Below are 24219 nucleotides of genomic sequence, written 5' to 3'. Positions count from 1 at the left end.
AGCATCAAGGGACTCACGCGCCGGGAGGGAACCCATCCATGACCGATACGGCAACGATGGCAGTGCGACGGCTCTCTCCGGTGGCGGGCGGTGAAATCGCCGGTATCGACCTCTCAGAGCCACTGGGGTCCGTGTTGAAGGCCGCCATCGTGAGGGCCTTCCTCGAGCATTATGTGCTCGTCTTCCGCGACCAGCACCTCACCGCGGACCAGCAACACGCGCTCACCCTCCACTTCGGCCCCATCGAAGAGCACGTGGCCCGCCGGCCCGACGGGGCGCGGTCGCCGGTCGTGCACGTGGTTCAGAATCTCGACGAGAATGATCGCCCCACGTCGTCCCCGCGAGAAAGGGGCAACTACTTCTGGCACAGCGACAAGTCGTACCACGCCGCGCCCTCTCTCCTGACCATGCTGCACGCTCTCGAGCTGCCGCCCGTGGGCGGTGACACGCAGTTCGCGAACACGGCCATGGGCTACGCGGCGCTTCCGGAGGCGACCAAGCGTGAGATCGCCGACCTCAAGGTCGTGCACAGCTGGGAGGCGAGCCGGCGTAAGATCGGCGGCCGCCCGGCCACCGCGGAGGAGGCGCTCGAGCGGCCCCCGGTGACTCATCCGCTGGTGCGAACACACCCTGACACGGGGGTGAAGACGCTCTACCTCGGCCTGCACACCTCACACGTCGTGGGCATGGCGGAGGCGGAGGGCCGGGCCATCCTCGACCGACTCCTTGCCCACACGACGCAGCCGGCGTTCGTCTACGTCCACCAATGGCGGCGCGGTGACCTCGTGATCTGGGACAACCGCTGCCTCCTGCATCGAGCCGTGCGGAACTACGAGATGGACAAGCACCGCCGCATCCTGCAGCGCACGGTCGTCCGGGGATCGGTCCCGTTCTGAGCGGGGCGGGCGCGCGGGCCGCGGGCTGGCCCTGGGCTTGACCAGCCGCCCGCGCCAGTGCAGATTCGGCGTGGCCTGGTGGGATGGGCCGCATCTCCGCGAATCGGCAGGGGCGGCCCCGGCATCTCAAGAGGCAAAGACCGTTCCAGGAGGGTGAGGACCACATGGCGAGCGTGACCGTCTACACGAACATCGGCTGAGGCCCCTGTCATCGCGCGACAGAGTATCTGTCGCAGAAGGGGGTGGCATTCGTGGAGAAGAACGTGGGCCGGGACCCCCAGGCCCGCGAGGAGCTGATGGCGATCGGCATGACCTCGCTCCCCGTCATCATCATCGGCGAGACGCGGCTGGCCGGCTTCAACCCGGCCAAGATCGACGAAGCATTGGCGCAGGCCCAGGGATGAGCGAGCCGGTCAAGCCGTCGCAAGCCAACATCGACAAGATGTGGAACTACGCGCGCAAGTATGCGGAGAAGTCGGGCACCTCCCTGCACCCCGATGTCGAAGTCACCGAGACCGTGGTGGAGGGCCTCGCGCGCCACATCGAGCAGGTCGGGCGGCCCCTCTGCCCGTGCAACTTCTACCCCGACCCCCAAGCGGAAGCCAAGCTGCGCCGCTGGATCTGCGCCTGCGACGAGATGCAGAAGTGGAAGTACTGCCACTGCCTGCTCTTCGTGGCGCCGGACGGCCGGCCGATTACCGAGCACCTGCCCGAGGACCACGAAGGACGTGCCGCCTATGGGATCGTCAAGGACCCCCACCCCGACAAGGGGCGAGCCACGGCGCGTGTCCTCGAGCGGCAAAAGACCGAGGGCGCCAGCGAGTAGGCGGGTAGTCAGCCGTCGTAGAAAGACGGGTCGTGCAGGCCGAGAATCGAGCGCTGCCGCTCGTCGCGGGCCCGGGCGAGCGCCTCCGGGGCCACGTGGTTCACCTGGTCGGTCGTCCGCACACGCTGGGCAAGATCGCGCCGTCCATAGTGCACCTGCAGGAAGTACCGGCCGCGGCCCCCCGCAGCGGGAGTGCCGCGGTGCCACGCGTCGGAGACGAACAGGGCGACATCGCCGGCCCGCCCCACGAGAAGCACGGGAGGACGGCCATCGTAGGTCAGTGTCGGGTCGTTCTTCCGGCCGGCGGGGGCGAGTCGACCCGATCGATGGCTCCCCGGCACGATCGCGGTAGGTCCGTCGGCCTCGTCGCAGTCGAGGAGCAGCAGATGCGCACCGATGGCGAACACGGGATAGGGGATGCGCTCGTCCCACGCCACGCCTTCGGGCCGGGGGATGTGCGGGCCGGCGTCGCAGTGCCACGGGCCGCCGGCAAACTCCGGCCGATTGCGCCACGCGGTGTTGGCGATCACGTGGCAATCAGTGCCGAGCAGCGGCTCGATCACAGCAAGGATGCGCGGGTGCGCGAGGGCGGCCTGGGACAACGCGCTGCGGTTGAACATCTCATAGCGGAACTCGTCGGAGCGGCCACGCTCCGGAGGGTGCGACGCGAAGACGGAGTCGATCTCATCGCGTAGCGCCTGCACGTCGTCGGCCGCGAACACGTTTCGGATGACCGCGTACCCGTCGACTTCCAGTTGCCGGGTCTCCGGGGGCGCCTCGCCTTCGTACACGCCGAGATTTCTCGAGAGCCTTTGAATCATCGCCTTCTTTCCCCAAGACGTGTATGGCAAACGGATCGCGATCGAGTCTACCAAAGCGATCCGCGGGTAGCCTAGCAAAAGGCGGCGCGCTCATGATACTTACCAGCAGACGGTGACGCGCACGAGGAAGAGAACGAGAGCATCCGAGCGAGTCGGAGTCCGCGCCATGACGAACGCGCGCCTTCTCATGGCCTTCGCGGCCGTCGAGTTCATTCTCTTCCCGATCCCCATCATTACCCTCTTCTGGAAGGATCAGATCGGGATGTCGCTCACCGACATCATGATCCTCCAGGCCGCCTTCGGGATGTCGGTGGTGCTCTTCCAGTTCCCCTCGGGATACTTCGCCGATCGGGTCGGGTACCGCGCCTCGCTCCTCGTGGGCGCGGCGCTGCTGTTGGCGGGGTGGCTCGTCTACACGCGCGGCGCGACCTTCTGGGCCATCGCCGTCGCCGAGACCGTCCTCGGCGCGGCCAGCGCCTTCATGTCCGGGGCGGACCGCGCCCTCCTGTGGGTGTCGCTGGAGACGGCCGGCCGCCGCGACCAGTACACGCGCTGGGACGGCGCGGCCCGCGCCGTGTCGCAGACGGCGGAGGCGATGAGCGCGGCGGCCGGCGGGTGGCTGTACTCGATGGGCCCACGGTGGCCGTTCTGGCTCCAGGTGCCGAGCGCCGCCCTGGCCTTCGTCACCGCGGTCATGCTGCGCGAGACGCCACGCCGCCCGTCCACCGACCCGCGCTCTCACGCGCGGCGGGCCTTTCACATCCTCGGCTTCACGCTCTGGCACCACCGTCGGCTGCGCGCGGCCATGGCCCTCAGCGTCGCTCTGGGCCTCTCGACCTTCGTGGTGATCTGGCTGATCCAGCCCTACATGCAGGCGCGGGGCATCCCGCCCGCGTGGTTCGGCCCGCTGTGGGCGGGCGCGCACATCTGGCTCGCCGCGGTATCGCTGGCGAGCGGGCGGGTGGCCGGGGCGCTCGGCGTGCGCGCGAGCCTCTTCGGCTGCTGCCTTCTCGTTCTCGTCGGGTACGTCGGGCTCGCCCTGAGCCACGTCGCGTGGGGCATCGTCTTCTATCTCTGCTTCATGACCATCCGTGGCCTGCAGGGGCCCATCCTGGCCAACGTGATGCAGCAGGACGCTCCCGCGGAAGACCGGGCGAGCGTCCTGTCGATCGCCGCGCTGCTCTTCCGGCTGTCCTTCGTGATCGTGGGACCGCCCATCGGCGCGCTCGTCGATCGCGCAGGCATGGAAATCGCGCTCGGCGTGCTCGCGATCGTGCTCGGCGCCCTGGGGCTGCTGGCCTTCTCCGTGTTCTCTCGCGCTCACCGCCAGATGGACGCGGGGCCGACCATTATCCCTTGACGCCGCCCGCGCCCCAGCCCGCGATGAGATAGCGCTGGATGGCCACGAAGAACACGAGGGCGGGGATGGTGACCATGACCCCGGCGGCCATGATCAGCCCCCAGTCCACCACCGCCATGTGGAAGAAGTCGTTGATGCCGATGGCGAGGGTCTTGAGCTCGTCCTTGCCGATGAGCACGAGGGCGAACAGGAAGTCGTTCCAGGCCACGATGAAGGTGAAGATGGCCGTGGCGATGATGCCGGGGAGGGCGAGGGGCGCCACCACGTAGCAGAGGGCCTGCGCGCGATTGGCCCCGTCGATGAGGGCGGCGTGCTCCAGCTCCACGGGGATGGACTGGAAGAAGGCGCGGAGGATCCACAGCGCGTAGGGGAGGGCGAAGGAGATGTAGGTGAGGGCGAGGCCGAGGAGCGAGTTGACGAGGCCGAACTCGCGGGCGAGGAGGAAGAGGGGCACCAGCATGATGATGGGCGGGAACATGTAGGCGAGCAGGGTCACGCGGGCCACGAGGGTCCGGCCGGGGAACGCGTAGCGGGTCAGGCTGTAGGCGCCGATGACCCCGGCCGTGACCACGATGACGGTGGTGATGGCGGAGACGACGATGGTGTTCTGGAAGTATTTCCAGAAGTTCGTCTCGTAAAAGAGCTTCCGGTAGGCGCGCAGGTCCCACTCGTGCGGCCAGAAGGTGGGCGGGGAGGCGAGCAGCTCGTGGCTGACCTTCAGCGAGGAGACGAGCATCCAGTAGAGGGGAAAGGCGCAGAAGACGAATAGACCGATGCGGAGCGTCCACTCCGCGGCGGACGACACGGGCCGGCGGGATCTGCGACGACCGCGCGAGCTCCGCTCAGCCATCCGTCTCGTCCGCCTCGGGCGGGAAGGCCACGAAGTAGATGGTCACCGCCATGAGGAGCAGCGCGAGCATCACGTTCGACAGGGCCGCGCCCATCCCCGCCTGGTAGTAGGTGAAGGAGCGCTGATAGGTGAAGACAGGCAGCGTCCGGATGGCCTCCCCCGCGCCTCCGCCAAAGCCCAAGAGCCACGGCACGTCGAACTTGGTGAACATCCAGATCCCGCGCAGGAGCAGCACGATGAGCAGCACGTTGCGGAGCTGGGGGAGAGTGACGTGGACGAACTGCCGCAGCGCGGAAGCGCCGTCCACCCGCGCCGCGTCGTAGAGCTCGAGGGGGATGGTCTGCAGGCGGGCGAGCACGTTGACGAGGACGAAGGGGAAGAACGTCCACACCGAGAGCACGATGAGCACCCACATGATGGTGGAGTGGGTCAGCCACGCCTCCGGCATGCCGGGGATGCGCAGGGCGCTCAGGACATAGGGGATCACCCCGTAGAGATCGTTCATGAGCCAGCGCCACACGAAGACCGCGATCACCGTGGGGATCATGTAGGGGAAGAGGGCGACCCCGCGCAGGAAGTCGCAGCCGGCGAAGCGCCGGTGCAGGATGAGCGCCCCCGCCACCCCGACCACGATCTGCAGGGCCGTGCTCGCCACCGCGTAGACGGTGGCCAGCCAGACGCTGCGCCAGAAGTCGGGGTCGGCAAGAATGTGCGTGTAGTTGCCGAGGCCGACCCAGGCGCTGGTGGCGCGCAGCGAGTGCTTGGCGTAGAAGCCGAGCCAGACGTTGTAGCCGACGGGGAAGATGGTGAAGGCGAGGACGAGGGCGACGGACGGCAGGAGCAGCCCGATCCCGGTCAGAGCCTCTCGCCGGCGGCGCGAGACGCGACCCGGGACGGCTACGAGCGTGCCGGCGCGGACAGACATGACGATCACGGATGGAGCATCGGCGACCGTCGCGGAGACGGCCCACCGACGCTCCTGCTCCGCGCGTGCTCCTAGCTCTTGGCCTTCCCGATGATGTCGCGAGAGATCTTGTCGCTGGCTTCCTTGGCCGCCACCTTCGGATCCCGGCCTCGCTCCACCACGGCCATGACCATGTCGGCCAGGATGGGAGCGGCCGCCACGTCGCCGATCCACGGCACCAGCATGTCCTGGGGATTGCACACGAGGAGCGGGTGCGCGCGACCGATCTCCACCCACTTGAGCTGGGCGTCCAGCCAGGGCTTCCAGCGCTTGCGCTCGGGATGCCCCATGTAGGCGGGGTCCTGGAAGTCCTCCTTGAAGATCGAGAGGAGATGGACGGGGACGGAGTCGCAGTAGCGCCGGTAGTTCTCCTTCTTGAAGAAGAACTTGAGGAACTCCTTGGCCGCGGCTTTTTCCTCCTTCGGGGCATCCGCGTAGAAGACCCACGGCTCGTTGTCGAACTGGGTGAGGGGCGCCTTGCCCATGGGGCCGATGGTCTTCGGCCACATCTGGAAGATCTCGGGGTTGCGCTTGTCGGGCGGGGCGTACTGGTCGATGTAGCCGGCGGTGCGGCCCCACATGTAGACCTGCGCCGTCTTTCCCGTGGCCCAGGCGGAGAGCGTCTCCAGGTAGTCGTGCGACGCCCAGCCCGGCGGCAGGTACGGCTTGAGCTTCTTCCAGAACTCCAGCATGCCCAGGACCTGCGCGCTCTCCAGGGCGGGGTTGCCCTTGTCGTCGAAGAGGCTCCCGCCGTTGGAGCCCGCCCACATGTAGACGTCCTCGTTGACGAAGAACGGGATGCCCGCGAGGGAGACTCCGTAGTACTGGGGCGCCTTGTTGAGCTTGGGGAGGTCGCGCAGCCAGTCGTTCCACGTCTTCCAGCTCCTGGGGTCGACGCCCGTGCCCGCCAGGTAGTCGCCACGGCCGCCGAGGTTGTCGGCGCCCCAGGCGTGGGTGAAGCCCCAGTACTTGCCGTCGGGATACTTGAGCCACCTGAGCACCGACGGGAAGATGCGATCCTCCCCGATGGCCTTGACGAGGTCATCGACCGGCTCGATCAGTCCCTTGGCCCGGAACGAAGTCACCACGTAGGTCTGGGTGTGCGAGGCGGTGGGCGGGCTCTTGGCCGCCATGGACGCCTGGAGCTTGCGATCCATGTCGGCCCAGCCCATGCCCTCGGCCTGGATCTCGATGTCCTTGTGGAGCTTGTGAAAGTCCTCGACGATCGACTTCACGGCCGCGCGCGTGGCGGGGTTGGGCTCGGTGTCCCACATCGTCACGGTGATTTTCTTCTGCGCGCTGGCCGGCCGGGCGCTGCCCACGAGGGAGGCCGCGGCGGCCCCCGCCGTGGTGGCGGCAAGCCGCGCCAGAAACTCGCGCCGCCCCAGGATTCCCTCTCGATGCTCGGCCACCAGCTGCCGGAGAGCCGGATCGCTGTCCCAACGTCTCATGGTGATCTCCCTTTCAGGGTGCCCCATGGCCAGGAGCCCGATGCGGATGCGGTCGGTTTGTGAAGAACTGGGCCAGAGGCGCACGTCAGCCGGGCCCGGGGAGACTATAGTCCAGGCCGTGAGCGCCCTACAAGCCCCGGCCCGACTCCCCGCTCGCAAGTTGCGCAGGATCGACGGCTGGCGGAAAATCGCCGCTGTGCTCAGCCAGCACACGGCGGTGGCGGCATGACGATCATACGCCCTGCGTTCGCAGCTGCGCTCGCTCTCGGCCTCCTCACTGCGCCGCTCACCGCCGACGCGCAGCCAGAGAAGATCGGGCGGATCGGTTATCTCGGGCCTACTCCGTCGACTGGCGGTCTCCTCCAGGCGTTCCGGGAAGGGCTGCTCGAGCTGGGCTACATAGAACGAAAGAACATCGCCATCGAGTACCGCTATACAGCTTTGGCAGGGGATATAGATGAGCGGCTAGTCCGACTCAAGCCAGATGTTCTCGTCGTGTCGCTCACGGTGGCAGCCCTGGCGGCCAAGAACGCGACGACGACGATCCCCATCGTCATGGTGAACGTCGACGATCCGGTCGGGAGCGGCCTCATCACCAGCCTTGGCCGGCCGGGGGGCAACGTCACGGGGCTGTCCCGCCTCACTCCCGAGCTGGTCGGCAAGAACCTGGAGCTCTTGAAGGAAGCTGTCCCCAAGGCCGTCCGGGTAGCCGTTCTCTCGAATCCCAGGAATCCTCTGCACCCGGAACTGGTGAGGAACGCGAAGCGAGCCGCCGGGTCGCTGGGAGTGCAGCTCAGGATCGTGGAGGCGGGGGCACCGAAGGAGCTGGAGGGTGCCTTCTCCACCATGGCCGGAGAGCGCCTGAGCGCTTTGCTCGCGCTCAGCGACGGCATGTTCTACGTCAACCGGACACGAATCGCCGATCTCGCCCTCAGGAACCGCCTGCCATCGATGTTCGGCAGTGGCGACCATGCGAGGGCCGGCGGGCTCATGGCCTACGCGCCGAGGTCGGTGGACAACTACCGGCGCGCCGCGACCTACGTCGACAAGATTCTCAAGGGTGCCAAGCCCGCCGACCTGCCCGTCGAGCAACCCACCAAGTTCGAGCTGGTTATCAATCTCAAGACCGCGAAGGCACTGGGGCTGACGATTCCACCGTCGGTACTGCTGCGGGCGGATGAGGTGATCCAGTGATCTGCACATTGCGCGAGGGTGAACGGCGAGGGACAAGCTAGCCATGGAGCCATCGTTCCCCATCGTCAGGCATCCCTCGCCGGGGAAGGGCAACCCGGTGCTGGTGAGCGTGCCCCACTACGGAACGGAGCCGTTGCCCCACATCACCCGCGACGACTACAGCGAGCCCTGGTTCGAGACCTTCGCCTACGGATTCGCCGACACCTTCGTGGGCGATCTCTACGGCGAGCTGCACGAGCACGGAGCCACCGTGCTCGCCACGCCGTTCTCGCGCATGTTCGTCGACGTCAATCGCCGCCGCGACGACTTCGAGCACCACGACGGCGAGGTGCGCTCGCGGCGAGGGGTGGTGCGCACCCACACCATGCGGGACGTGCCCATCTTCACGCGCCCCCTCGGGCTCGCCGACGTCGAAGCGCGCCTGCAGGCCCTCTACGATCCCTACTACGCCGCCCTGGAGCATCTGCTCACCCAGCTCCGGCACGCCTACGGATACGCCATGCTCCTCGATGGCCACACGGGGAGCCCGCGCCGGATGAAGGACCATCAGGTGATCATCGGCACGCGCCACGACGCGACGTGCGCTCCGCAGCTCGCGGCGACTGTGGCCGAGATCTTCACGCGCCACGGCTTCGAGGTGCACGACAACGTCAGCGGCTATACAGGCGGCAACATCGTGGCCACCTTCGGGCAGCCCCAGACCCGACGTGTCCACGCGCTTCAGCTGGAAATCAACGCGTCGCTCTTGATGACGACCACCCGCGACGAGTTCATCGCCCAGGTGTCGCGGGGGGGAATTCCCGAGAAGGCCGAGGCGAACATCACCCGTGTCCGCCAGTGCCTCCGCGAGGTGCTGGCGGCCCTGCCCTCCGTGCTCGCGACCGTGCACGACTCCTAGCCTGGATTATGCGCGAACACCTGACCCCCTCACCCTGCCCTCTCCCCCAGTGGGGGAGAGGGATGAGAATAGAGAGAGCGGCGTGGTGAGAGCGTTCTCATCCCTCTCCCCCGCGGCGGGGGAGAGGGCAGGGTGAGGGGGCCGTACGAACGAGAGAATCTCCTTCATGAATCATCCAGTTTAGGTCCTGGGCCCGGCCCGTGAAGCGCCTCCCCGCTCGGCTTTGCGCGCGGCCGCGCATCCTTTTTGTCGGCATCAATCCGTCGCTCCGCTCCGCGGAAGTCGGCCACCACTTCGCCGGGCGGGGCAACCCGTTCTGGCGCCTGCTCTACACGGCAAAGCTGATCCCGAAAGCTTTCACCTACGAGGACGACGCGCGGCTGCCGTCGTGCGGTCTCGCCCTCACCAACATCGTTCCACGGCCGACCCGCGCGGCCTCCGAGCTCACACGGGACGAGTTCGAGGCGGGGCGCGGGCGGATCACGCGGGTCATTGCACGGATCCAGCCGGAGATAGTCGCCTTCGTCGGCGTCACCGTCTATCGCGCGTTCTTCGGGCCGCGCGTTCGCCCGGGCGCCGGACCGAAGCGGGAGCGGGTCGGCGACGCCCGGGTCTTCGTGCTCCCGAATCCGAGCGGCCTGAACGCCGCGTATCCTGGCTTTCGGGACAAGCTGGTCTGGTTCAAGCGGCTCAAGCGCTTTGCGGAGCGAGCGCGGGATCAGGCCCCTTGACCGGGCGGCTCCGAATGGCCATCCTCGATGTGGCGAGGAAGAGGGCGGAACCGTCACGGCATTCGCGGCCCACCCGAGGGACGCGTTCACCAGATCAGGAGGAAGGGGAATGACGACGACCATGCCCGCCACCATCGAGGTCCAGACGAAGTCAGCCAAGGAGGTCGTTGATATCACGGAGCGCGTCGAGGCGCTCATTAGCGGGGCCTCTGGCGGGAGCTGTCACCTGTTCCTGAAACACACGACGGCGGGCCTGATGGTGGTGACCAACGAGAGCGGCGTCCCCGAGGACATCATGGACATCCTCCAGACGCTGACGCCGCCGATCGCCTTTCGACATGACTCGCGGGCTCACGTGGCCGCGCATTTCCTCAGCGCCCTCGTTGGCCCAAGCGTTCATGTGCCGGTGCGAGACGGCAAGCTCGCGCGCGGCGAGTTCCAGCGGATCGTGCTTATGGAATTCGAGGGGCCGAGAAGGCGTGAGGTCGAGGTGCGCCTCCTGGCGGACGCGTGAGCCATGAATGACTTCTTGGGCTTGGACGGCAAGGTGGCCGTGGTGACGGGCGGGGCCAGCGGGCTCGGTCAGGCCGTGGCCCGCGGGCTCGTGCGCGAGGGCGCGCGAGTCGTGCTGGGCGACCTCGACACGGCGGGGCTCGAGCGGACGGCCGCCGAGCTCGGCGGGCAGGTCCGCGGGAAGCGCACGGACGTCACGCGACTCGGTGACATCGCCGCCCTCTTCGCGCTGTGCGACGAGGCGTTTGGGCCGGTGGAGATCCTGGTCACCTGCGCCGGCATCATCAGCTCGATGAACCTGGCCGAGATGACCGAGACGGAGTGGGATCGCGTGCTCGCCATCAATACCAAGGGGACATTCTTCTGCATCCAGGAGGCGGTCAAGCGGATGATCCCGCAGAAGCGCGGCCGTATCATCACCATCGGCTCGGACAGCGTGGCCCGGGGAGGCGGACGCATCGCCACCGCGGCCTACACGGCCTCGAAGGGCGCGGTGGTGGCGCTGACGCGGAACGTCGCCCGCGATCTGCTCGGGACGGGTATCGGCGTCAACTGCGTCAACCCCGGCCCCATCGACTCGCCCATGCACGCCCCCCTCACCGCGGAGCAGCGCGCGCGCGTCACCAGCAGCATTCCCCTCGGCTGGATGGCCAGGCCGGAGGAGATCGCCAACGGGGTGCTCTTCCTGGCCTCGGGCCGCGCGGCCAGCTTCATGTACGGAACCAACCTGAACATCGACGGCGGCACCCAGATGGGAGCGAGCTGAAGCCGATCCGAGCCTCTGGCAACCTGCGAGTTCTTCAGGAACCCGCTAGTGCAAAGGCTTGCTGTCAGATGGCGAGAGCTGACCCCCCGCCGAAGGGCCGCCGCGCTCGGAGGATCTCGCGCGCGGCGTTCCGGCCCGGCGCTCCCATGACGCCGCCCCCCGGGTGAGCGGCGGCGCCGCAGAGGTAGAGACCCTTCACCGGAGTGCGATAGCTCGCGTAGCCGGCCACGGGGCGGAACGAGAAGAGCTGGCCGGGCGTCATGGCGCCCTGGAAGATGTTGCCGCCCGTCAGATTGAACGTGCGCTCGAGATCGAGCGGCGAGAGCACCTGGCGGGCCAGCACCGAGCGGCGAAAGTTCGGCGCGTACTCGTCGAGCAGATCGAAGCACCGGTCCGCGAAGCGGTCGGCGATTTGGTCCCAGCTCGCCTCCCGCAGCGCGTAGGGCGCGTACTGCACGAAGATCGACATGAGGTGCCGGCCGGGCGGGGCCACCGTGGGATCTACCACCGACGGGATGGTGCACTCGAGGACCGGGCGCTCCGAGGGGCGGCCGTACTTGGCGTCGTCGTAGGCGCGCTCGATGTAGTCGAGACCGGGACAGACGTGGATGGTGCCCCGATGCTGTGGTCCCGCCCCGACGCCCGGACAGGCGCGGAAGCTTGGGAGCTCGGCGAGGGCCACGTTGATCTTCAGCGAGGCGCTCTCGTAGCTGATCCGGTCCACCGCCGCCACGAACTCCGCGGGCAGCGCATTCGGTTCCAGCAGACGGCGGAAGGTCACCCGAGCGTCTGCGTTGCTGGCCACAATGGGCGCGCGGTACTCGTTGCCGTTGACGAGTGCCACGCCTTCGACGCGACCGCCCCGGACCAGAATGCGGCCAACCTCGGCGTCGCAGCGGATCTCCACGCCGAGCCCGCGCGCGGCCCCGGCCAGGGCCTGGGTGAGCCCGCCCATGCCCCCCCGCACGTAGCCCCACACGCCGCGTTGGCCCCCCGTCTCGCCCATCACGTGATGAAGCAGCACGTAGCCCGTGCCGGCCATCGAGGGGCTCGCCATGGCCCCGATGATGGCGTCGGTGGCCAGGGTCGCCTTGAGCTCGTCGGACTCGAACCAGCGGTCGAGCACGACCCGCGCGGGGCCGGTGAGGATCTCGAGGGCTTCGGAGGCCGCCGCCCCGAGGCGGCCGAACGATCGGCCGAGCCTCAGGAGCGACCAGAGACCGCGCGCTCCGGGCCGCAGGACGTCCGGCGGCGTTGCCATGATCGTCGGTTCCACGAAGGCCGCCACGCGGTCGAGCATGGCCTGGTAGTGCGGGTAACGCTCGGCGTCGCGCGCGCTGAACTTCGAGATCTCCCGGCGGTTGAGGGCGGCATCCGATCCGAGCATGAGCGAGCGCCCGTCGGGAAGCGGCGTGAACGACGAGGGTTGCCGCGCGAGCACCTCGAAGCCGTACTCGGCGAGGCGCAGCTCGCGCACGATCTCCCCACGGAACAGGCTGTTGACGTAGGCGGCCGTCGAAACCTTGAAGCCGGGAAAGATTTCCTCGGTCACACAGGCCCCGCCGACCAGGTAACGCCGCTCGAGCACGAGCACCCGGAGCCCCGCGCGGGCCAGGTAGCACGCTGTCACCAGACCGTTGTGACCCGCGCCGACGACGATCGCGTGGTAGCCTGCGCCCTCCGCCGACCACTTCCGGTTGGGCGCCACCTACGGCCCTCGTTCCGCGGTTTACCCCTTGACGGCGCCGGTGAGGGCCGTGACGTAGTGCTCGACGAAGAAGGAGTAGACGAGGGCGACGGGGATCGAGCCGAGGAGGGCGCCGGCCATGAGCGGCCCCCAGTAGAAGACGTCACCGCGCACCAGCTCGGTGAAGACCCCGATGGGGATCGTCTTCTGCTGGGGAGAGGAGAGGAAGACGAGGGCGTAGAGGAACTCGTTCCAGGACAGGGTGAAGGCGAAGATCCCCGCCGAGAGGATCCCGGGAACGGCGAGCGGGAAGGTGATGCGGATCATGGCCTGAATCCGGCTCGCCCCGTCGATCCGCGCGCAGTCTTCGATCTCTCGAGGAATGGTCTTGAAGTACCCCATCAAGAGCCAGGTGCAGAACGGGATCAGGAAGGTCGGGTAGGTAAGGATCACGGCCCAGGGCGTGTCGCCGATCCCGAAGGTCTGGACCACGTCGCCCAGCGGGATGAAGAGCAGCGTGGGCGGCACCAGGTAGGTGACGAAGATCAGCGTCCCGAGGGGCGCGGCCCAGCGGAACTCCAGGCGCGCCAGGGCGTAGCCGGCGAGCAGGCCACAGAAGAGCGAGATCCCCGTCGACACCGTCGCGATGAAAATGGTGTTCCAGGCCCAGCGAGCGAACATGGTCAGCGCGAACAGGTCCTGAAAGTGCTTGAAGGTCGGGTGGAGGGTGAAGAAGGGATTCATCTGCACGTTGTACAGCTCATTGTCGGGCCGAACGGAGGTGATCACCATCCAGTAGAACGGGAACAGCGTCGCCCCGACCATCAGCCCCAGAGGGACGTAGAAGGTGGCCGCGCGCTTGAGAGGGCTCCCGTACCGGACGGCCATGGTCAGTCGCTCCGCCGGATGTACCAGAGCTGGAACACGATGACGGCGAGGAGGAAGGGGAAGAGGGAGAGCGAGATCGAGGCGCCCTGCCCGAGCTTGGCCGCCCGCATGGCGATCTCGTAGGCGTACGTCCCGAACACATGCGTGCTGCTATAGGGTCCGCCGCGGGTGAGGACGTAGATGAGCTGGAAGTCGGCGAAGGTCGCGATCATCGAGAAGAGGACGACCACGAGCATGATCGGCTTGATCAGGGGAAGGGTGACCCGCCAGTACCTCTGCCAGGCGTTGGCCCCGTCGATCTCCGCCGCCTCGTGCAGGTCGGGGTTGACGGTCTGGAGACCGGCCAGGAGGGTGATGGCGAAGAACGGCATGCCTCGCCAGACGTTCACCGCGATGAGACAGCCCATGGCCAGCGTGCCGTCGCCCAGCCACAGGATCCGCTTCGAGATCAGCCCCGCGTTCATGAGCATCCAGTTGAACACGCTGAACGTCGCGTCGAACATCCACTGCCAGGCGAGCGTGCTCAGAACGGTGGGGACAATCCAGGGGAGAAGCATGGACGCCCGCACGATCCGCTTGAACCGGAAGTGGTGGTTCAGGAGCAGCGCGGCCAGCATGCCCAGGGCCAGCTTGAGGGCGGTGGCGATGAAGGTGTAGACGAACGTGTTCTGGAACGCGCGGAGAAAGATCGAGTCGTTCAGGTTCACGCGGAAATTCTCGAGCCCGACGAAGGCGCCGGGTCGCCCGACCACCTTGTCGCTGACCGCCAGCCAGATGCCGAGGACGAACGGGTAGGCGATGAAGAGGGTCAGGATCGTGAGGGTGGGCGCGAGGAGGACGACGGCCAGGATGTCCTGTCGCTCGAGGAGCTGGCCCAGCCGCCTCGGGCGACGGAACCCCGGGACCGACACGGCCACGGGCGCAGGGATGGCGACCGCGGTCGGTCTCGCGCTTTCCGCCAGGATCGGCTCGATGCGTTGGTCAGCCATGGCGCTCCCACGCCACTACGCGTAGGCCTTCTTCAACTCCCCTTCGGCCCACTTCACCGCGTCCTCGGGCTTCATGCCCTTGATGGCCTGGGCGTACATGTCCACGAGGATGTACTTGACGAGAGCCTCGGACGCCTTACGGCTGGGCGCCCCGGGGTAGCCGGGCCAGCGACCGAACTTGGAGGCCTCCTTGAAGGGGACGAGCTTGGGGTCCCGCTCCCACAGGGGATGCTTCTCCCAGTAAGGGGTCGGGCCGACGACGTAGCCGTCGTTTGCCGCCATCCACTTGTCGTACTGCGGCCGGTCCATGAACCAGCGCAGGAACTCCTTCGCCGCCTGCTGGTTCTTGGAGTACTTCATGATGGCGCGCCCCTGGCCGCCGATGCTGTAGAAGCGTCCCCCCGGCCCCTTCGGCATGTGACCATGGTTGGTGACCTTGGCGATGTCGGGGAACTGCCGCTTGGCCACGAAGTAGATGCTCGCCCCGTTGATCGTGGCCGAGATCGTCCCGGCCAGGTAGGCGCGGTTATTGCTGCTGTCGTCCCAGGCTAGGCCCCCCTCGTCGAGGCAGTCCTTCCAGAAGGCGACGGTGAACTTCACGGCCTCGAGCGTCTCCTTGCTGTTGATGACGACCTTCCCGCTCTGGTCGACCTCGGCGCCCCCGAAGCCCCAGGTCACCGAGTAGGCCCAGTTGTTGGGATCGCCCAGGCTGTGGCCGAAGGCCTGGCCCATGGGCCGGTTCTTCTTCTTGAGCTCGATCCCGACCTTGCGGAGCTCGTCCCAGGTGTCCGGCCACTTGCCGGCGCCGGCTTCCTTGAACCAGTCCTCGCGGTACGCCCAGGTCGAGGGCACGGAGCAGAGCGGCACCGCCTTCCAGCGATTGCCGACGACGCTGACCTTCTTGTTGTGCTCGTAGTAGGCGCCGTCCCGCTGGGCGATCTCCTCGGCCACGTCGTCCACGTCGGCGAGGCCGTCGGCGTAGAGGTGCGGCCAGTTGGAGATCATCATGATGATGTCCGGTCCGGCCTTGGTCTCGATGGCCGAGGTGATCCGGGGATTCAGGTCGTTCATGTTGATCTGATCGACGGTGACGTCGACCCCGGCCAGCTTCCCGAACTCCGCCGCGAGCCGCTTGAACTCGACGTCGGAGGCCGGAACGAAGCTCACCCACTCCAGGATGCTGAGCTTTGTCCCCTTCGGGAAGCTGGGCGCCTTCTGGGCGCCGACGATGGCCGGGATCCCGCCGGTGACGGCGGCCCCTGTCGCCGCGCCGGCCACCCTCAGAAACGCCCGCCGCTCGATGCTCCCCTGACCCTCATGCATTGCCATGGATGGCTCCCTGCGCCCCGGATCATCCGGTAGCGCGCCGCGCCGTTGCGGTCCGAGCGACAAGGTGTGTCCCCAATTGGGGACCACGCCCGAACTCCACGAGAGATAGGAGATCACAGCACCGCCTTGTTGGCCATGTCAAGGGCCTTGTGCTCACGTTGTGCTTCAGTCGAGCATCCTGACCAGAGCTCATCATCCCGGATCCGGGCTCGGGCCCGCTCCGCGCGCGTCAGCACCGCGTAGGGGAGATAGAAGCCCCCGGCGATCAGGAAGCGCAGCCAGGTCAGGGTGAGGGGATCGATCTCGCGCAGGACGATCTTGGCCATGATGGAGTTCGACGCCCAGAGCAGGATGACGAGCAGGAGGACGGCGGCGGCGGCGCCCGAGGCCGACCTCACAGAGTGTGCTTGTACGCCTGGCCGCCCTTCATGATGAGGTGAAGGTTCTCCTGGTTCTGGAACACGCGCAGGTCCTTGAGCGGGTTGCCCTTGACCACGATGAGGTCGGCATATTTCCCGGGCTCCACGGAGCCGATCTGGCTCTCCATGCGGAAGATCTCCGCATTCACCCGCGTGGCCGAGAGCAAGACCTCCATGGGCTTCATCACCTGGCCCTTGAGCTCGAGCTCCGTGGTGCGGTGGGCCTGCATGTCGCCGAGCAGATCCGAGCCCGAGCCGATCTTGCAGCCGGCCTTGTAGGCGTAAGTCAGTCCCTCCACGCTCTTCTCGCGGGCCATGTTGATCTTCTGGATCTGGTGCTCGCCGATGCCGTAGCTCTTGCCCTCGCGCCAGATGGCCTCGTAAGTGACCATGGTCGGCACCAGGAAGGCCCCCGCCTTCTTGATCTCCTGCGCGGCCTGAGCATCGATCAGGTTGCCGTGCTCGATGCAGCGGACCCCCGCCTTGACGGCGGCGCGCACCGCCTTGCCGGAGTAGGCATGGGCCAGCACGTACTTGCCCACCGCCTCCGCCTCCTCGACGGCCGCGCGCATCTCCTCGATGGTGTACTGCGTGGTGTCGAGCTCGTCGCCCGGGGACATGGCGCCGCCCGAGGCCATGATCTTGACCTGGTCGACGTCGTGACGCAGGTTCTCCCGGGCGGCCTTGCGGACTTGATCCGGGCCGTCGGCGATGAGCCCGATCATGCCCGTGCAGCAGTCGATGGGCTCGTGCCACTCCGCGCGTCGTCGCTTGTCGCCATGCCCGCCCGTCTGCGAGAGGTACTGGCCCGAGATGAGCATGCGCGGACCCGGATGAATGCCTTGGGCTACCGCCTCGCGAAAGCCGTAGTCGGCCCCGCCCGCATCCCGCACCGTGGTGAAGCCCTGCAGGAGCGCCTGCTCCATGCGACGGATGGCCTTGGCCACCACCAGGCTCGGGGGCAGGAAGCGGTGCTGGTCCGTGATATTGCCCTCGACGGCGCACACGTGAACGTGCGCGTCGGTCAAGCCGGGCATGAGCGTCCGACCCTTGAGGTCGAGCGTGGTGACCTTGCCCTTCAAGGGGCCGACCTTGCCCGAGCGGATGACGTCCTTGATCCGCTCGCCCTCGATGACGACGGCGGCGCCGTCGGCGGGCTCCTTGCCCGTGCAGTCGATCAGGAAAGCGTTCCGCAGCACCGTGATGGCCATGAGCCTATCTCCTCTTGACCCGTCTCCTTACTTCTTCGCGACCCTCGCCTCGAACATCCACACCTTCTCGTCGGCCCGGGGCTGCCACTCCACCCAGTTGGCCACGCCGTAGAGGTCGTGCTGCTGCCAGAGGAAGACCCACGGCACCTCGGCGGCGACGAGCTGCTGGAGCTCGGCCCAGGCAGCCAGGCGCTTCTGCGGGTCCACGATGGTGACGGCGGTCTGGATCTTGTCCTCCAGCGCCTTGTTGCCGCCATAGGACGAGTAGGTCATGGAGCCCTGGAAGAGCTGCTCGATGGTGTTCTGGGCGTCCAGGGCCGGACCCCAGCCGAGGAAGAACATGTCCCCGGTCGTCCGGTTCTTGATCTTGTCGAGATGCGTCCCCCACTCGTTGACCACGACGTTGACGGTGATGCCGAGCCGGCCGAGCTGGGCGGCGATGGCCTGGGAGATGTCCTTGTCGAGTGGGTAGCGCCCCGAAGGCGTGTCCAGGGTGAGGGTCAGCGTCTTCGGGTCGATGCCGGCCTCCTTGAAGAGAGCCTGAGCCTGCTTGGGATCGTACTTGAGGCACGGGACCTTGGGCGAGTAGTCGACGTTGATGGGCGAGAGCGGCCCGCACAGCTTGCTCGCGCGTCCCCGCAGCACGTTCTGGATCAGCTCGTCCACGTTCACGGCCTGCGCGATGGCCTTGCGCACTTTCAGGTCCTGCATCGGACCCTGCTTGAGATTGACGAGGGCCAGGTAATTGATGCGCGAGGAGACGGTGGCCCGCACCGTCGCCTTGCCGCTGGCGTTGACGAGGTCCACGGCGTGCGGGGGCACGTCCTTCATGATGTCGATCTCTCCGGCCAGAAGGGCGGCCAGGCGCGCGCTGAACTCGGGGATGAAGCGGAAGGTAATTTTCTTGAACTCGGGCTTGCCCTTCCAGTAGTCGTCGTTGCGCGTCACCACCAGCTTCTCGTCGCGCACCCACTGCGAGAACTTGAAGGGCCCGGTGCCCACGGGCTTGGCGAGCAGACCCGGGGCACCCTGCTCCTTGAGGGCCTTGGCCGGCATCATGAGGACATCGCCGAGAGAGATGCGGTCGATGAGCCCGGGCCATGGCTTCTCCGTGATGAAGCGGACCGTGTGAGGGTCCACGACCTGAACCTCCTTCAGGAGGGTCCAGCGCGGGAGATAGTGCGACTTGATGTTCGGATCCTTCAGGTAGGCGACGGTCGCCTTCACGCACTCGGCGGTGAACTCCTCGCCGTTGTGGAACTTCACGCCCTTGCGCAACGAGAACTCCCACGTGGTGTTGTCCACCACCTTCCACGACGTGGCCAGCATGGGGATGGGCTTGTAGCTCTTCGGATCGCGGTCGACGAGCCGGTCGTACATGTGCTCGACCATGTTGTTGGTCGTCCAGTCCACGATGGTGTTGGGCAGGAGCGTCCGAGGCTCCGCGGCGAAGGCCACGATGACTTCTTCAGCTTTCATTCGATCCTGGGCGAGGGCCGGCGTGGCCGCGGCCAGGAGAGCGAGCCCGGCGGCAAACAAATTCAGGAATAGCACTTGCGCATCCTCCTTGTGACTGTGGCTCTAGAACGTCTTCACGTATCGCGTCATCGTGGGGTCGTGCCGGTAGCCGGCGCGCTCGAGCGCGTTCCAGAAGCCGACCGCCCATGGGTGATCGTGCTCGACCAGGGCCGTGATTCGGCGCACACCCAGGTCTGCGAGTGCCGTGTCCACCTCGCGCATGAGGGCGGCGGCGATACCTCGGCGCCGATACTCCGGCAGCACCGCGAGCCGATAGATATTACCGCGCCAGCCGTCCCAGCCGCCGATCACCGTGCCGACCACGTGGCCGTCGACCTCCGCCAGGAGGAGCATGGCCTGCGGCTGGCCCAGGAGGCGCGCCAGATCTTCCGACGTATCGGTCAGCTTCGGCGTGGCGCCGGCCTGGATCCAGAGCTCGAGCACGATCTCGATGTCCTCGCGCCGGCCTCTTCTGAAGGTGGCGACGTCCGCCATCGCGGTGCTAGACCCGGAACTTCGGATCGAGGACGTCACGGAGCCAGTCGCCCACCAGGTTGACGCCGAGCGCGGTCAGGGCCAGGGCGGCCCCGGGAAAGGCGGCCAGCCACCAGGCGATGTAGAGAAAGTCGCGGCTCTCCGACAGCATGCTCCCCCAGGCCGGCGTGGGCGGCTGCACCCCGAATCCAAGGAACGAGATGGCGGCCTCCGCCACGATGAATTGCGAGAACTGCAAGCTCGCCACGATGATGATGGACGGCGCGACGTTGGGGAGGATGTGGCGGAACAGGATGCGCGCCCGGCTCGTGCCGAGGGCGGCCGCGGCCTGGACGAAATCGCGCTGTTTCACCGACAGGACCTCCCCGCGGACGACGCGAGCATACACGACCCAGCCCGCCGCTGACAAACTGATGATGATGTTGCGCAGGCCCAGGCCCACGATGGCATTGATGGTCAGAGCGAGCAGGATGAACGGGAAGGAGAGCTGGACATCACAGAACCGCATGAGGACCTGGCCCGACCAGCCGCCGAAGAAACCCGCGAGGAGTCCCAGGAGCCCGCCCACGATGGCCGTCACCAGCACCGTGCAGAGGCCGATGAAGAGCGCCACGCGGGCGCCGTAGAGCACGCGCGAGAGCGTGTCACGCCCGAGCTGATCGGTGCCCAGGGGATGCCCGGGGGTGCCCGGCGGACGCAGTCCCTGGGTCATGTCGCCGATGAAGGGATTGTGCGGAGCCAGGATCGGCGCGGCGAGCGCGGCCAGCACCGCGAGGGCGGCCAGGACCAGTCCAATGACGCCAAGGCCGTTCCGCCTGATCGCGGCGGCGCTCATGCCGTGACTTCGCGCCGTGTACGCGGGTCCAACCAACCGTAGAGCAGATCAACCACGAGATTAATCAAAGTATAGGTGACGGAGAAAACGAAGACGGCCGCGAGCACGACGGGGAAGTCGCGATTGAGGAGCGCCTGCACGGTGAGTCGCCCGAGCCCGGGCCAGGCGAAGATGGTCTCCGTGATGACGGCGCCGCCCAGGAGCTGGCCCGTCTCGAGACCGGCCAGCGTCACGATGGGAATGGCGGCGTTCTTCAGCGCGTGCTTGGCGATCACGATCCGCTCGGCCAGACCTTTCGCGCGCGCCGTCAGCACGAACTCGGCGCCGAGAATATCGAGGACGGACGAGCGCGTGAGCCGCGCCATGCGCGCGGCATAGAAGGAGGCGAGGACGATGCACGGCATGACGAAGTGTGTGGGCCCACCCATGCCGCCCGTGGGCAGCCAGTGGAGACGCACGGAAAAGAGATAGATCAGCATGAGCCCGAGCCAGAACCCGGGAATGGCCTGTCCCAGCACCGCGCCGCCCATCCCGAGATAGTCCACCAGGGTGCCGCGATGCGTGGCCGACAGGATGCCGATGGGAATGGAGAGGGAAAAGGCGAGGACAAGGGCGGCCAGTCCCAGCTCGAGGGTAGCGGGCAGCCTTTCCAGGACGAGGCTCATGGCATCGCGTCGGTAGCGCAGCGACTCGCCGAAATCGCCTCGGACGGCTCCCGAGAGGAAGCGGCCGTACTGCACGGGCAGCGGATCGTTGAAGCCGAGGCGCTGGCGGAATTCGTTGATGTCCTTGGCCTGGATGTCCATGGGAAGAAAAAGGAGGACGGGGTCGCCGCTCAGCCGCACCAGGAAGAAGACGGCGGTCAGCGAGAGGAAGACCACGAGCGCGGTCTGAGCGAGCCGCGAGACGAGATACGCGCGCACGCGAGGAGTGTACCCGATGTAGCCGAGCCATGGATCGTTGACCTTGAGCGGGCGGATCCCACCTCTGCATACGGATTTGACGCATGACCACTATATATGGTCATATGACCTCTAATCATGGTCTCAACGACCTCGAGTCCATTCGGGAGCGCCACGCGTACGCGCGTGCTTTTGACCCTCTCACTGCTTGGCGAGAGTTATCCGCGGGAGCTTGCACGCGTGCTCGACGCCCCCCTGTCCGGCGTGCAGAAGGCATTGGAGAGCCTCGAACTAGACGGGATCGTCGCGGGGCGGCTCGTGGGGCGAACCCGGGTATTCCAGCTGGATCCCCGGTATTTCGCCCGGGATCCTCTGAAACTCTTTCTGCGCCGTCTTACGGAGCCTGAACTGAAGCTTCAACAGCGCGTCGCGGCTCTTCGACGTCGGCCGCGCCGCACCGGCAAACCCCTGTGACGCTGTCGGAACGATCAAGCCTCGGTGCCGTCGCCGCCGCTGCTTCGGGCGCCCTTCGGCGTCGAGGCATCCCTGCGGTCTTGACGGGGGGCGCCTGCGCTGCTCTCTACGCGGCGGGCGCCTATCATTCGAAAGACCTGGATTTCATCGTGATTGGCCCTTCCACGCGGGCAGAGATGGACTTCGCGATGGCGTCGATCGGCTTCCGCCGAAGACAGGACCGATATGTTCACGCGCGCGCTCGCTTCTACATCGAATTCCCGCGTGGACCGCTTGCCATCGGAGGCGAGTATCGCATTCGTCCGGTGGTGCGGTCCACGTTGCACGGTCGCATTCGGATGCTCTCTGCGACGGACTCGTGCCGGGACCGTCTCGCTGCCTTCTATCACTGGCGAGATCGCCAAAGCCTGACGGTTGCGGCCTGGATCGCGGCTCGGAACCGCGTGAATCTCGGAACGCTCCGGCGGTGGAGCGCCGCTGAGGGAGCGACGGAGGCATTCGAGGAATTCCTAGCCGAGATGAGCCGGATCCGGCGGCATATGACTACCCGGCGCCCACGCCGGTGACGCCTAGAGAAGCTTGTAGTAGAAGGCGGTCGTGTGGAGCGTGCCGTCAGCGCTGCGCGCGTAGCGCGGGATCGTTCCGCCGAGCTGCCAGCCCAATTTACGGTAGAGCCGCTCGGATGGGTCGCCCTGGCGAGTGTCGAGGACCAGGGTCGTCCGCCCAAGACGGCGCGCTTCGGTCTCCGCGGCTTCCATGAGCGCGCGCCCGATGCCCTGCTGTCGCGCCCTCCGGTGGACCATGAGCCTGATCACCTCGGCGCGATGGCGGCCATTGACCTGCCCCGCCAGATCGAGCTGCACGGTACCGATGATGTCTCCGGGGCCGCGCGCGATCCAGAGGCGCCGGCCGCCGCCGCGGAGCGCCCCGGCCACGCTGTCCCAGTACGTGCCCGCTTCCGTCTCGGCGAGGGGAGGCAGGAAGCCGACCGAGGCGCCGCCATCCACCACGTCGCGGAGCAGGGCGACGAGAGCAGCTCGGCAGGACGGCAGCTGCGCCTCCGTGAGCGGCTCGACCCGGTGACCCTCAGGCCCGGCCATCGATCGCGCGCGTGAGCTGATCGAGGTGATTGTCGTCGTGCCCGGCGAGGCTCGCCGCCCAGTCCCCGAGAGTCAACCGACCGAGCCGGAGGTGGATGCCGCCCCGGAGCCACTGCGCGTCGGTAAGCGACTCCAGGAGGACAACGGTCTCCGTGCGCTGACGCCGGAAGGCGGTGAGCGCCTGGTTCGGATCACTCCGCGCGTACTGGCGCTCCTCGGCCCATCGATCGGGGTCGAGAGGGTGCCCTACCCGGCCGCCGATGCCCCAGACCGCGAGGGCGGCGGGTTGGGCACTGAACGTCAGGATCTGCGGCTCGTCCAGGGCGAGGATGGTGTGGAAGCGGATCCGGAACAGCTCTTCCACGTCGCGAAGATGACAGATGATCTCCGTGGGCGACCATTGCCGCTCCGCCGGCCGCCTCCCGAGGGCGGCATCGGATTTGCCCGCAATCGCCGTCGCGAGCTCGTCAGGCGTCCGCCGGAGCCGTTCCATGCGCAGCCCGATCGACATCGCCTGGTACTCCGCCCTGGTGGGCACGCCGATCAGGCCCTCCCGTCGAGAGCGCGCCCCAGCTGATCGAGGTGATTGTCATCGTGGCCGGCCATGCCCGCCGTCCATTCTTCGAACGTCACGCGACCATGAGCCGGATGAATGCTCCCCCGCTTCCATTGCTCGGAGGTGAGCGAGTGGAGCAGGGCCAGCACCTCGCGCCGCCTGCGGCCGAAGGCGGCCAGGGCCTGGCGCGCGTCGGAGCGGGAGTACTGGCGGTCGTCTACCCACCGGCGGGGATCGAGGGGGAAGGGCACCTCGCCGGCTATACCCCAGCGCGCGGGATCGCCGGGCGGAGCTCCCACGACGAAGACGGCGGGGTCTTCCATCACGAGCATGGTGTGAAAGCGGAGGATGCAGAGCTCCTCGATGTCGCGAAGATGGCAGATGATCTCCGTGGCCGACCAGTTCGTCGCGCCGGGGCGCCGGGAGAGCTGGGCGGCGCTTCGCTCGCGGATCGCCCCCGCGAGCTCGTCAGCGGTGCCGGCCAGGCGCGCGAGCCGCCGCTCGAGCGGCAGGCGCAGATAGTCCTCTCGCGTGGGCATCGCGGCC

General features: G+C 67.3%; 26 protein-coding genes and 1 pseudogene. 10 read left to right on the top strand and 17 right to left on the bottom strand.

The window, feature by feature from the left end:
• Nucleotides 1-38 precede the first annotated feature (38 nt).
• The 3 genes and pseudogenes from VGT00_10925 (at nucleotide 39) to VGT00_10915 (ending at nucleotide 1722) form a co-directional block, all read left to right on the top strand.
• On the top strand, nucleotides 39-896 hold the full coding sequence (locus VGT00_10925; protein ID HEV8531919.1) for a TauD/TfdA family dioxygenase: 858 nt from the start codon (nucleotides 39-41) through the stop codon (nucleotides 894-896).
• A 215-nt stretch (nucleotides 897-1111) separates the two neighbouring features.
• Nucleotides 1112-1300: pseudogene (locus tag VGT00_10920) on the top strand (glutaredoxin family protein).
• Nucleotides 1297-1722 carry a ferredoxin-thioredoxin reductase catalytic domain-containing protein gene (locus VGT00_10915; GenBank protein HEV8531918.1) on the top strand — a complete coding sequence of 142 codons (426 nt, stop codon included), beginning with the start codon at nucleotides 1297-1299 and terminating at the stop codon, nucleotides 1720-1722. The pseudogene VGT00_10920 and the gene VGT00_10915 overlap by 4 nt, the downstream one beginning before the upstream one ends.
• Before the next feature lie 8 nt (nucleotides 1723-1730).
• Here the strand turns inward: VGT00_10915 and VGT00_10910 are convergent, their stop codons facing one another.
• Nucleotides 1731-2543 carry a phytanoyl-CoA dioxygenase family protein gene (locus VGT00_10910; protein HEV8531917.1) on the bottom strand — a complete coding sequence of 271 codons (813 nt, stop codon included), beginning with the start codon at nucleotides 2541-2543 and terminating at the stop codon, nucleotides 1731-1733.
• A 166-nt stretch (nucleotides 2544-2709) separates the two neighbouring features.
• Between VGT00_10910 and VGT00_10905 the strand changes: the two genes are divergently transcribed.
• Entirely contained in the window at nucleotides 2710-3903 is a 1194-nt protein-coding gene (locus VGT00_10905; protein ID HEV8531916.1) for an MFS transporter, read from the top strand.
• Here VGT00_10905 and VGT00_10900 read toward each other — a convergent pair.
• The 3 genes from VGT00_10900 to VGT00_10890 all read right to left on the bottom strand — a co-directional run bounded on the left by VGT00_10900 (nucleotide 3893) and on the right by VGT00_10890 (nucleotide 7168).
• Nucleotides 3893-4753: a carbohydrate ABC transporter permease gene (locus VGT00_10900; protein HEV8531915.1), complete on the bottom strand. Its 861-nt coding sequence runs from the start codon at nucleotides 4751-4753 to the stop codon at nucleotides 3893-3895. The two genes, VGT00_10905 and VGT00_10900, sit on opposite strands and share 11 nt — an antisense overlap.
• Nucleotides 4746-5678 carry a sugar ABC transporter permease gene (locus VGT00_10895; GenBank protein ID HEV8531914.1) on the bottom strand — a complete coding sequence of 311 codons (933 nt, stop codon included), beginning with the start codon at nucleotides 5676-5678 and terminating at the stop codon, nucleotides 4746-4748. The genes VGT00_10900 and VGT00_10895 overlap by 8 nt, the downstream gene beginning before the upstream one ends.
• A 71-nt stretch (nucleotides 5679-5749) precedes the next feature.
• Entirely contained in the window at nucleotides 5750-7168 is a 1419-nt protein-coding gene (locus VGT00_10890; GenBank protein HEV8531913.1) for an extracellular solute-binding protein, read from the bottom strand.
• Between the two features lie 225 nt (nucleotides 7169-7393).
• Between VGT00_10890 and VGT00_10885 the strand changes: the two genes are divergently transcribed.
• The 5 genes from VGT00_10885 to VGT00_10865 all read left to right on the top strand — a co-directional run bounded on the left by VGT00_10885 (nucleotide 7394) and on the right by VGT00_10865 (nucleotide 11270).
• Nucleotides 7394-8362, top strand: coding sequence for an ABC transporter substrate-binding protein (locus VGT00_10885; GenBank protein HEV8531912.1), 969 nt, complete (start codon nucleotides 7394-7396; stop codon nucleotides 8360-8362).
• A 43-nt stretch (nucleotides 8363-8405) separates the two neighbouring features.
• Nucleotides 8406-9260, top strand: a complete 855-nt coding sequence (locus VGT00_10880; GenBank protein ID HEV8531911.1) for an N-formylglutamate amidohydrolase — start codon at nucleotides 8406-8408, stop codon at nucleotides 9258-9260.
• 200 nt (nucleotides 9261-9460) lie between these two features.
• The gene (locus VGT00_10875) at nucleotides 9461-9991 is read left to right on the top strand and encodes a mismatch-specific DNA-glycosylase (protein HEV8531910.1); all 531 of its coding nucleotides are present in this window, start codon (nucleotides 9461-9463) and stop codon (nucleotides 9989-9991) included.
• Between the two features lie 109 nt (nucleotides 9992-10100).
• Complete coding sequence (locus VGT00_10870; protein HEV8531909.1) at nucleotides 10101-10505, top strand: secondary thiamine-phosphate synthase enzyme YjbQ; 405 nt, start codon at nucleotides 10101-10103, stop codon at nucleotides 10503-10505.
• Nucleotides 10506-10508: 3 nt separating this feature from the next.
• Nucleotides 10509-11270, top strand: a complete 762-nt coding sequence (locus VGT00_10865; GenBank protein HEV8531908.1) for an SDR family NAD(P)-dependent oxidoreductase — start codon at nucleotides 10509-10511, stop codon at nucleotides 11268-11270.
• 64 nt (nucleotides 11271-11334) lie between these two features.
• Here VGT00_10865 and VGT00_10860 read toward each other — a convergent pair whose 3' ends face one another.
• The 10 genes from VGT00_10860 to VGT00_10815 all read right to left on the bottom strand — a co-directional run bounded on the left by VGT00_10860 (nucleotide 11335) and on the right by VGT00_10815 (nucleotide 21564).
• The gene (locus VGT00_10860; protein ID HEV8531907.1) at nucleotides 11335-12978 is read right to left on the bottom strand and encodes an NAD(P)/FAD-dependent oxidoreductase; all 1644 of its coding nucleotides are present in this window, start codon (nucleotides 12976-12978) and stop codon (nucleotides 11335-11337) included.
• Between the two features lie 21 nt (nucleotides 12979-12999).
• The gene (locus tag VGT00_10855) at nucleotides 13000-13845 is read right to left on the bottom strand and encodes a carbohydrate ABC transporter permease (protein ID HEV8531906.1); all 846 of its coding nucleotides are present in this window, start codon (nucleotides 13843-13845) and stop codon (nucleotides 13000-13002) included.
• 2 nt (nucleotides 13846-13847) lie between these two features.
• Nucleotides 13848-14834: a sugar ABC transporter permease gene (locus tag VGT00_10850; protein ID HEV8531905.1), complete on the bottom strand. Its 987-nt coding sequence runs from the start codon at nucleotides 14832-14834 to the stop codon at nucleotides 13848-13850.
• 15 nt (nucleotides 14835-14849) lie between these two features.
• The gene (locus VGT00_10845) at nucleotides 14850-16163 is read right to left on the bottom strand and encodes an extracellular solute-binding protein (protein HEV8531904.1); all 1314 of its coding nucleotides are present in this window, start codon (nucleotides 16161-16163) and stop codon (nucleotides 14850-14852) included.
• Nucleotides 16164-16276: 113 nt separating this feature from the next.
• On the bottom strand, nucleotides 16277-16561 hold the full coding sequence (locus VGT00_10840; GenBank protein HEV8531903.1) for an EamA family transporter: 285 nt from the start codon (nucleotides 16559-16561) through the stop codon (nucleotides 16277-16279).
• Nucleotides 16558-17793: an amidohydrolase family protein gene (locus VGT00_10835; GenBank protein ID HEV8531902.1), complete on the bottom strand. Its 1236-nt coding sequence runs from the start codon at nucleotides 17791-17793 to the stop codon at nucleotides 16558-16560. Before VGT00_10835 ends, VGT00_10840 begins: the two co-directional genes overlap by 4 nt.
• A gap of 27 nt (nucleotides 17794-17820) precedes the next feature.
• Nucleotides 17821-19347, bottom strand: a complete 1527-nt coding sequence (locus VGT00_10830) for an ABC transporter substrate-binding protein (protein ID HEV8531901.1) — start codon at nucleotides 19345-19347, stop codon at nucleotides 17821-17823.
• Between the two features lie 27 nt (nucleotides 19348-19374).
• Entirely contained in the window at nucleotides 19375-19806 is a 432-nt protein-coding gene (locus VGT00_10825) for a GNAT family N-acetyltransferase (protein HEV8531900.1), read from the bottom strand.
• A gap of 7 nt (nucleotides 19807-19813) precedes the next feature.
• Nucleotides 19814-20641, bottom strand: coding sequence for an ABC transporter permease (locus tag VGT00_10820; GenBank protein ID HEV8531899.1), 828 nt, complete (start codon nucleotides 20639-20641; stop codon nucleotides 19814-19816).
• Nucleotides 20638-21564 (bottom strand): ABC transporter permease, encoded by a 927-nt coding sequence (locus VGT00_10815; GenBank protein HEV8531898.1) that lies wholly within the window; start codon nucleotides 21562-21564, stop codon nucleotides 20638-20640. Before VGT00_10815 ends, VGT00_10820 begins: the two co-directional genes overlap by 4 nt.
• A gap of 219 nt (nucleotides 21565-21783) precedes the next feature.
• Here VGT00_10815 and VGT00_10810 point away from each other — a divergent pair, with 219 nt between their 5' ends.
• Nucleotides 21784-22017 carry a hypothetical protein gene (locus VGT00_10810; GenBank protein HEV8531897.1) on the top strand — a complete coding sequence of 78 codons (234 nt, stop codon included), beginning with the start codon at nucleotides 21784-21786 and terminating at the stop codon, nucleotides 22015-22017.
• Between the two features lie 569 nt (nucleotides 22018-22586).
• On the opposite strand, the gene VGT00_10805 is transcribed toward VGT00_10810, so the two are convergent.
• From VGT00_10805 to VGT00_10795, 3 genes are read right to left on the bottom strand one after another with little or no spacing between them, the layout of a single operon-like run.
• Nucleotides 22587-23117 (bottom strand): GNAT family N-acetyltransferase, encoded by a 531-nt coding sequence (locus VGT00_10805; protein ID HEV8531896.1) that lies wholly within the window; start codon nucleotides 23115-23117, stop codon nucleotides 22587-22589.
• Complete coding sequence (locus VGT00_10800) at nucleotides 23104-23655, bottom strand: DinB family protein (protein ID HEV8531895.1); 552 nt, start codon at nucleotides 23653-23655, stop codon at nucleotides 23104-23106. Before VGT00_10800 ends, VGT00_10805 begins: the two co-directional genes overlap by 14 nt.
• Before the next feature lie 5 nt (nucleotides 23656-23660).
• Nucleotides 23661-24212, bottom strand: coding sequence for a DinB family protein (locus tag VGT00_10795; protein ID HEV8531894.1), 552 nt, complete (start codon nucleotides 24210-24212; stop codon nucleotides 23661-23663).
• Nucleotides 24213-24219: the final 7 nt, after the last annotated feature.

Source organism: Candidatus Methylomirabilota bacterium (assembly GCA_036002485.1).
In the GTDB taxonomy this organism is placed as follows: Bacteria; Methylomirabilota; Methylomirabilia; order Rokubacteriales; family CSP1-6; genus AR37.
Note: the sequence above shows the minus strand (reverse complement) of the source record. Positions and strands in the feature narration are given on the sequence as shown.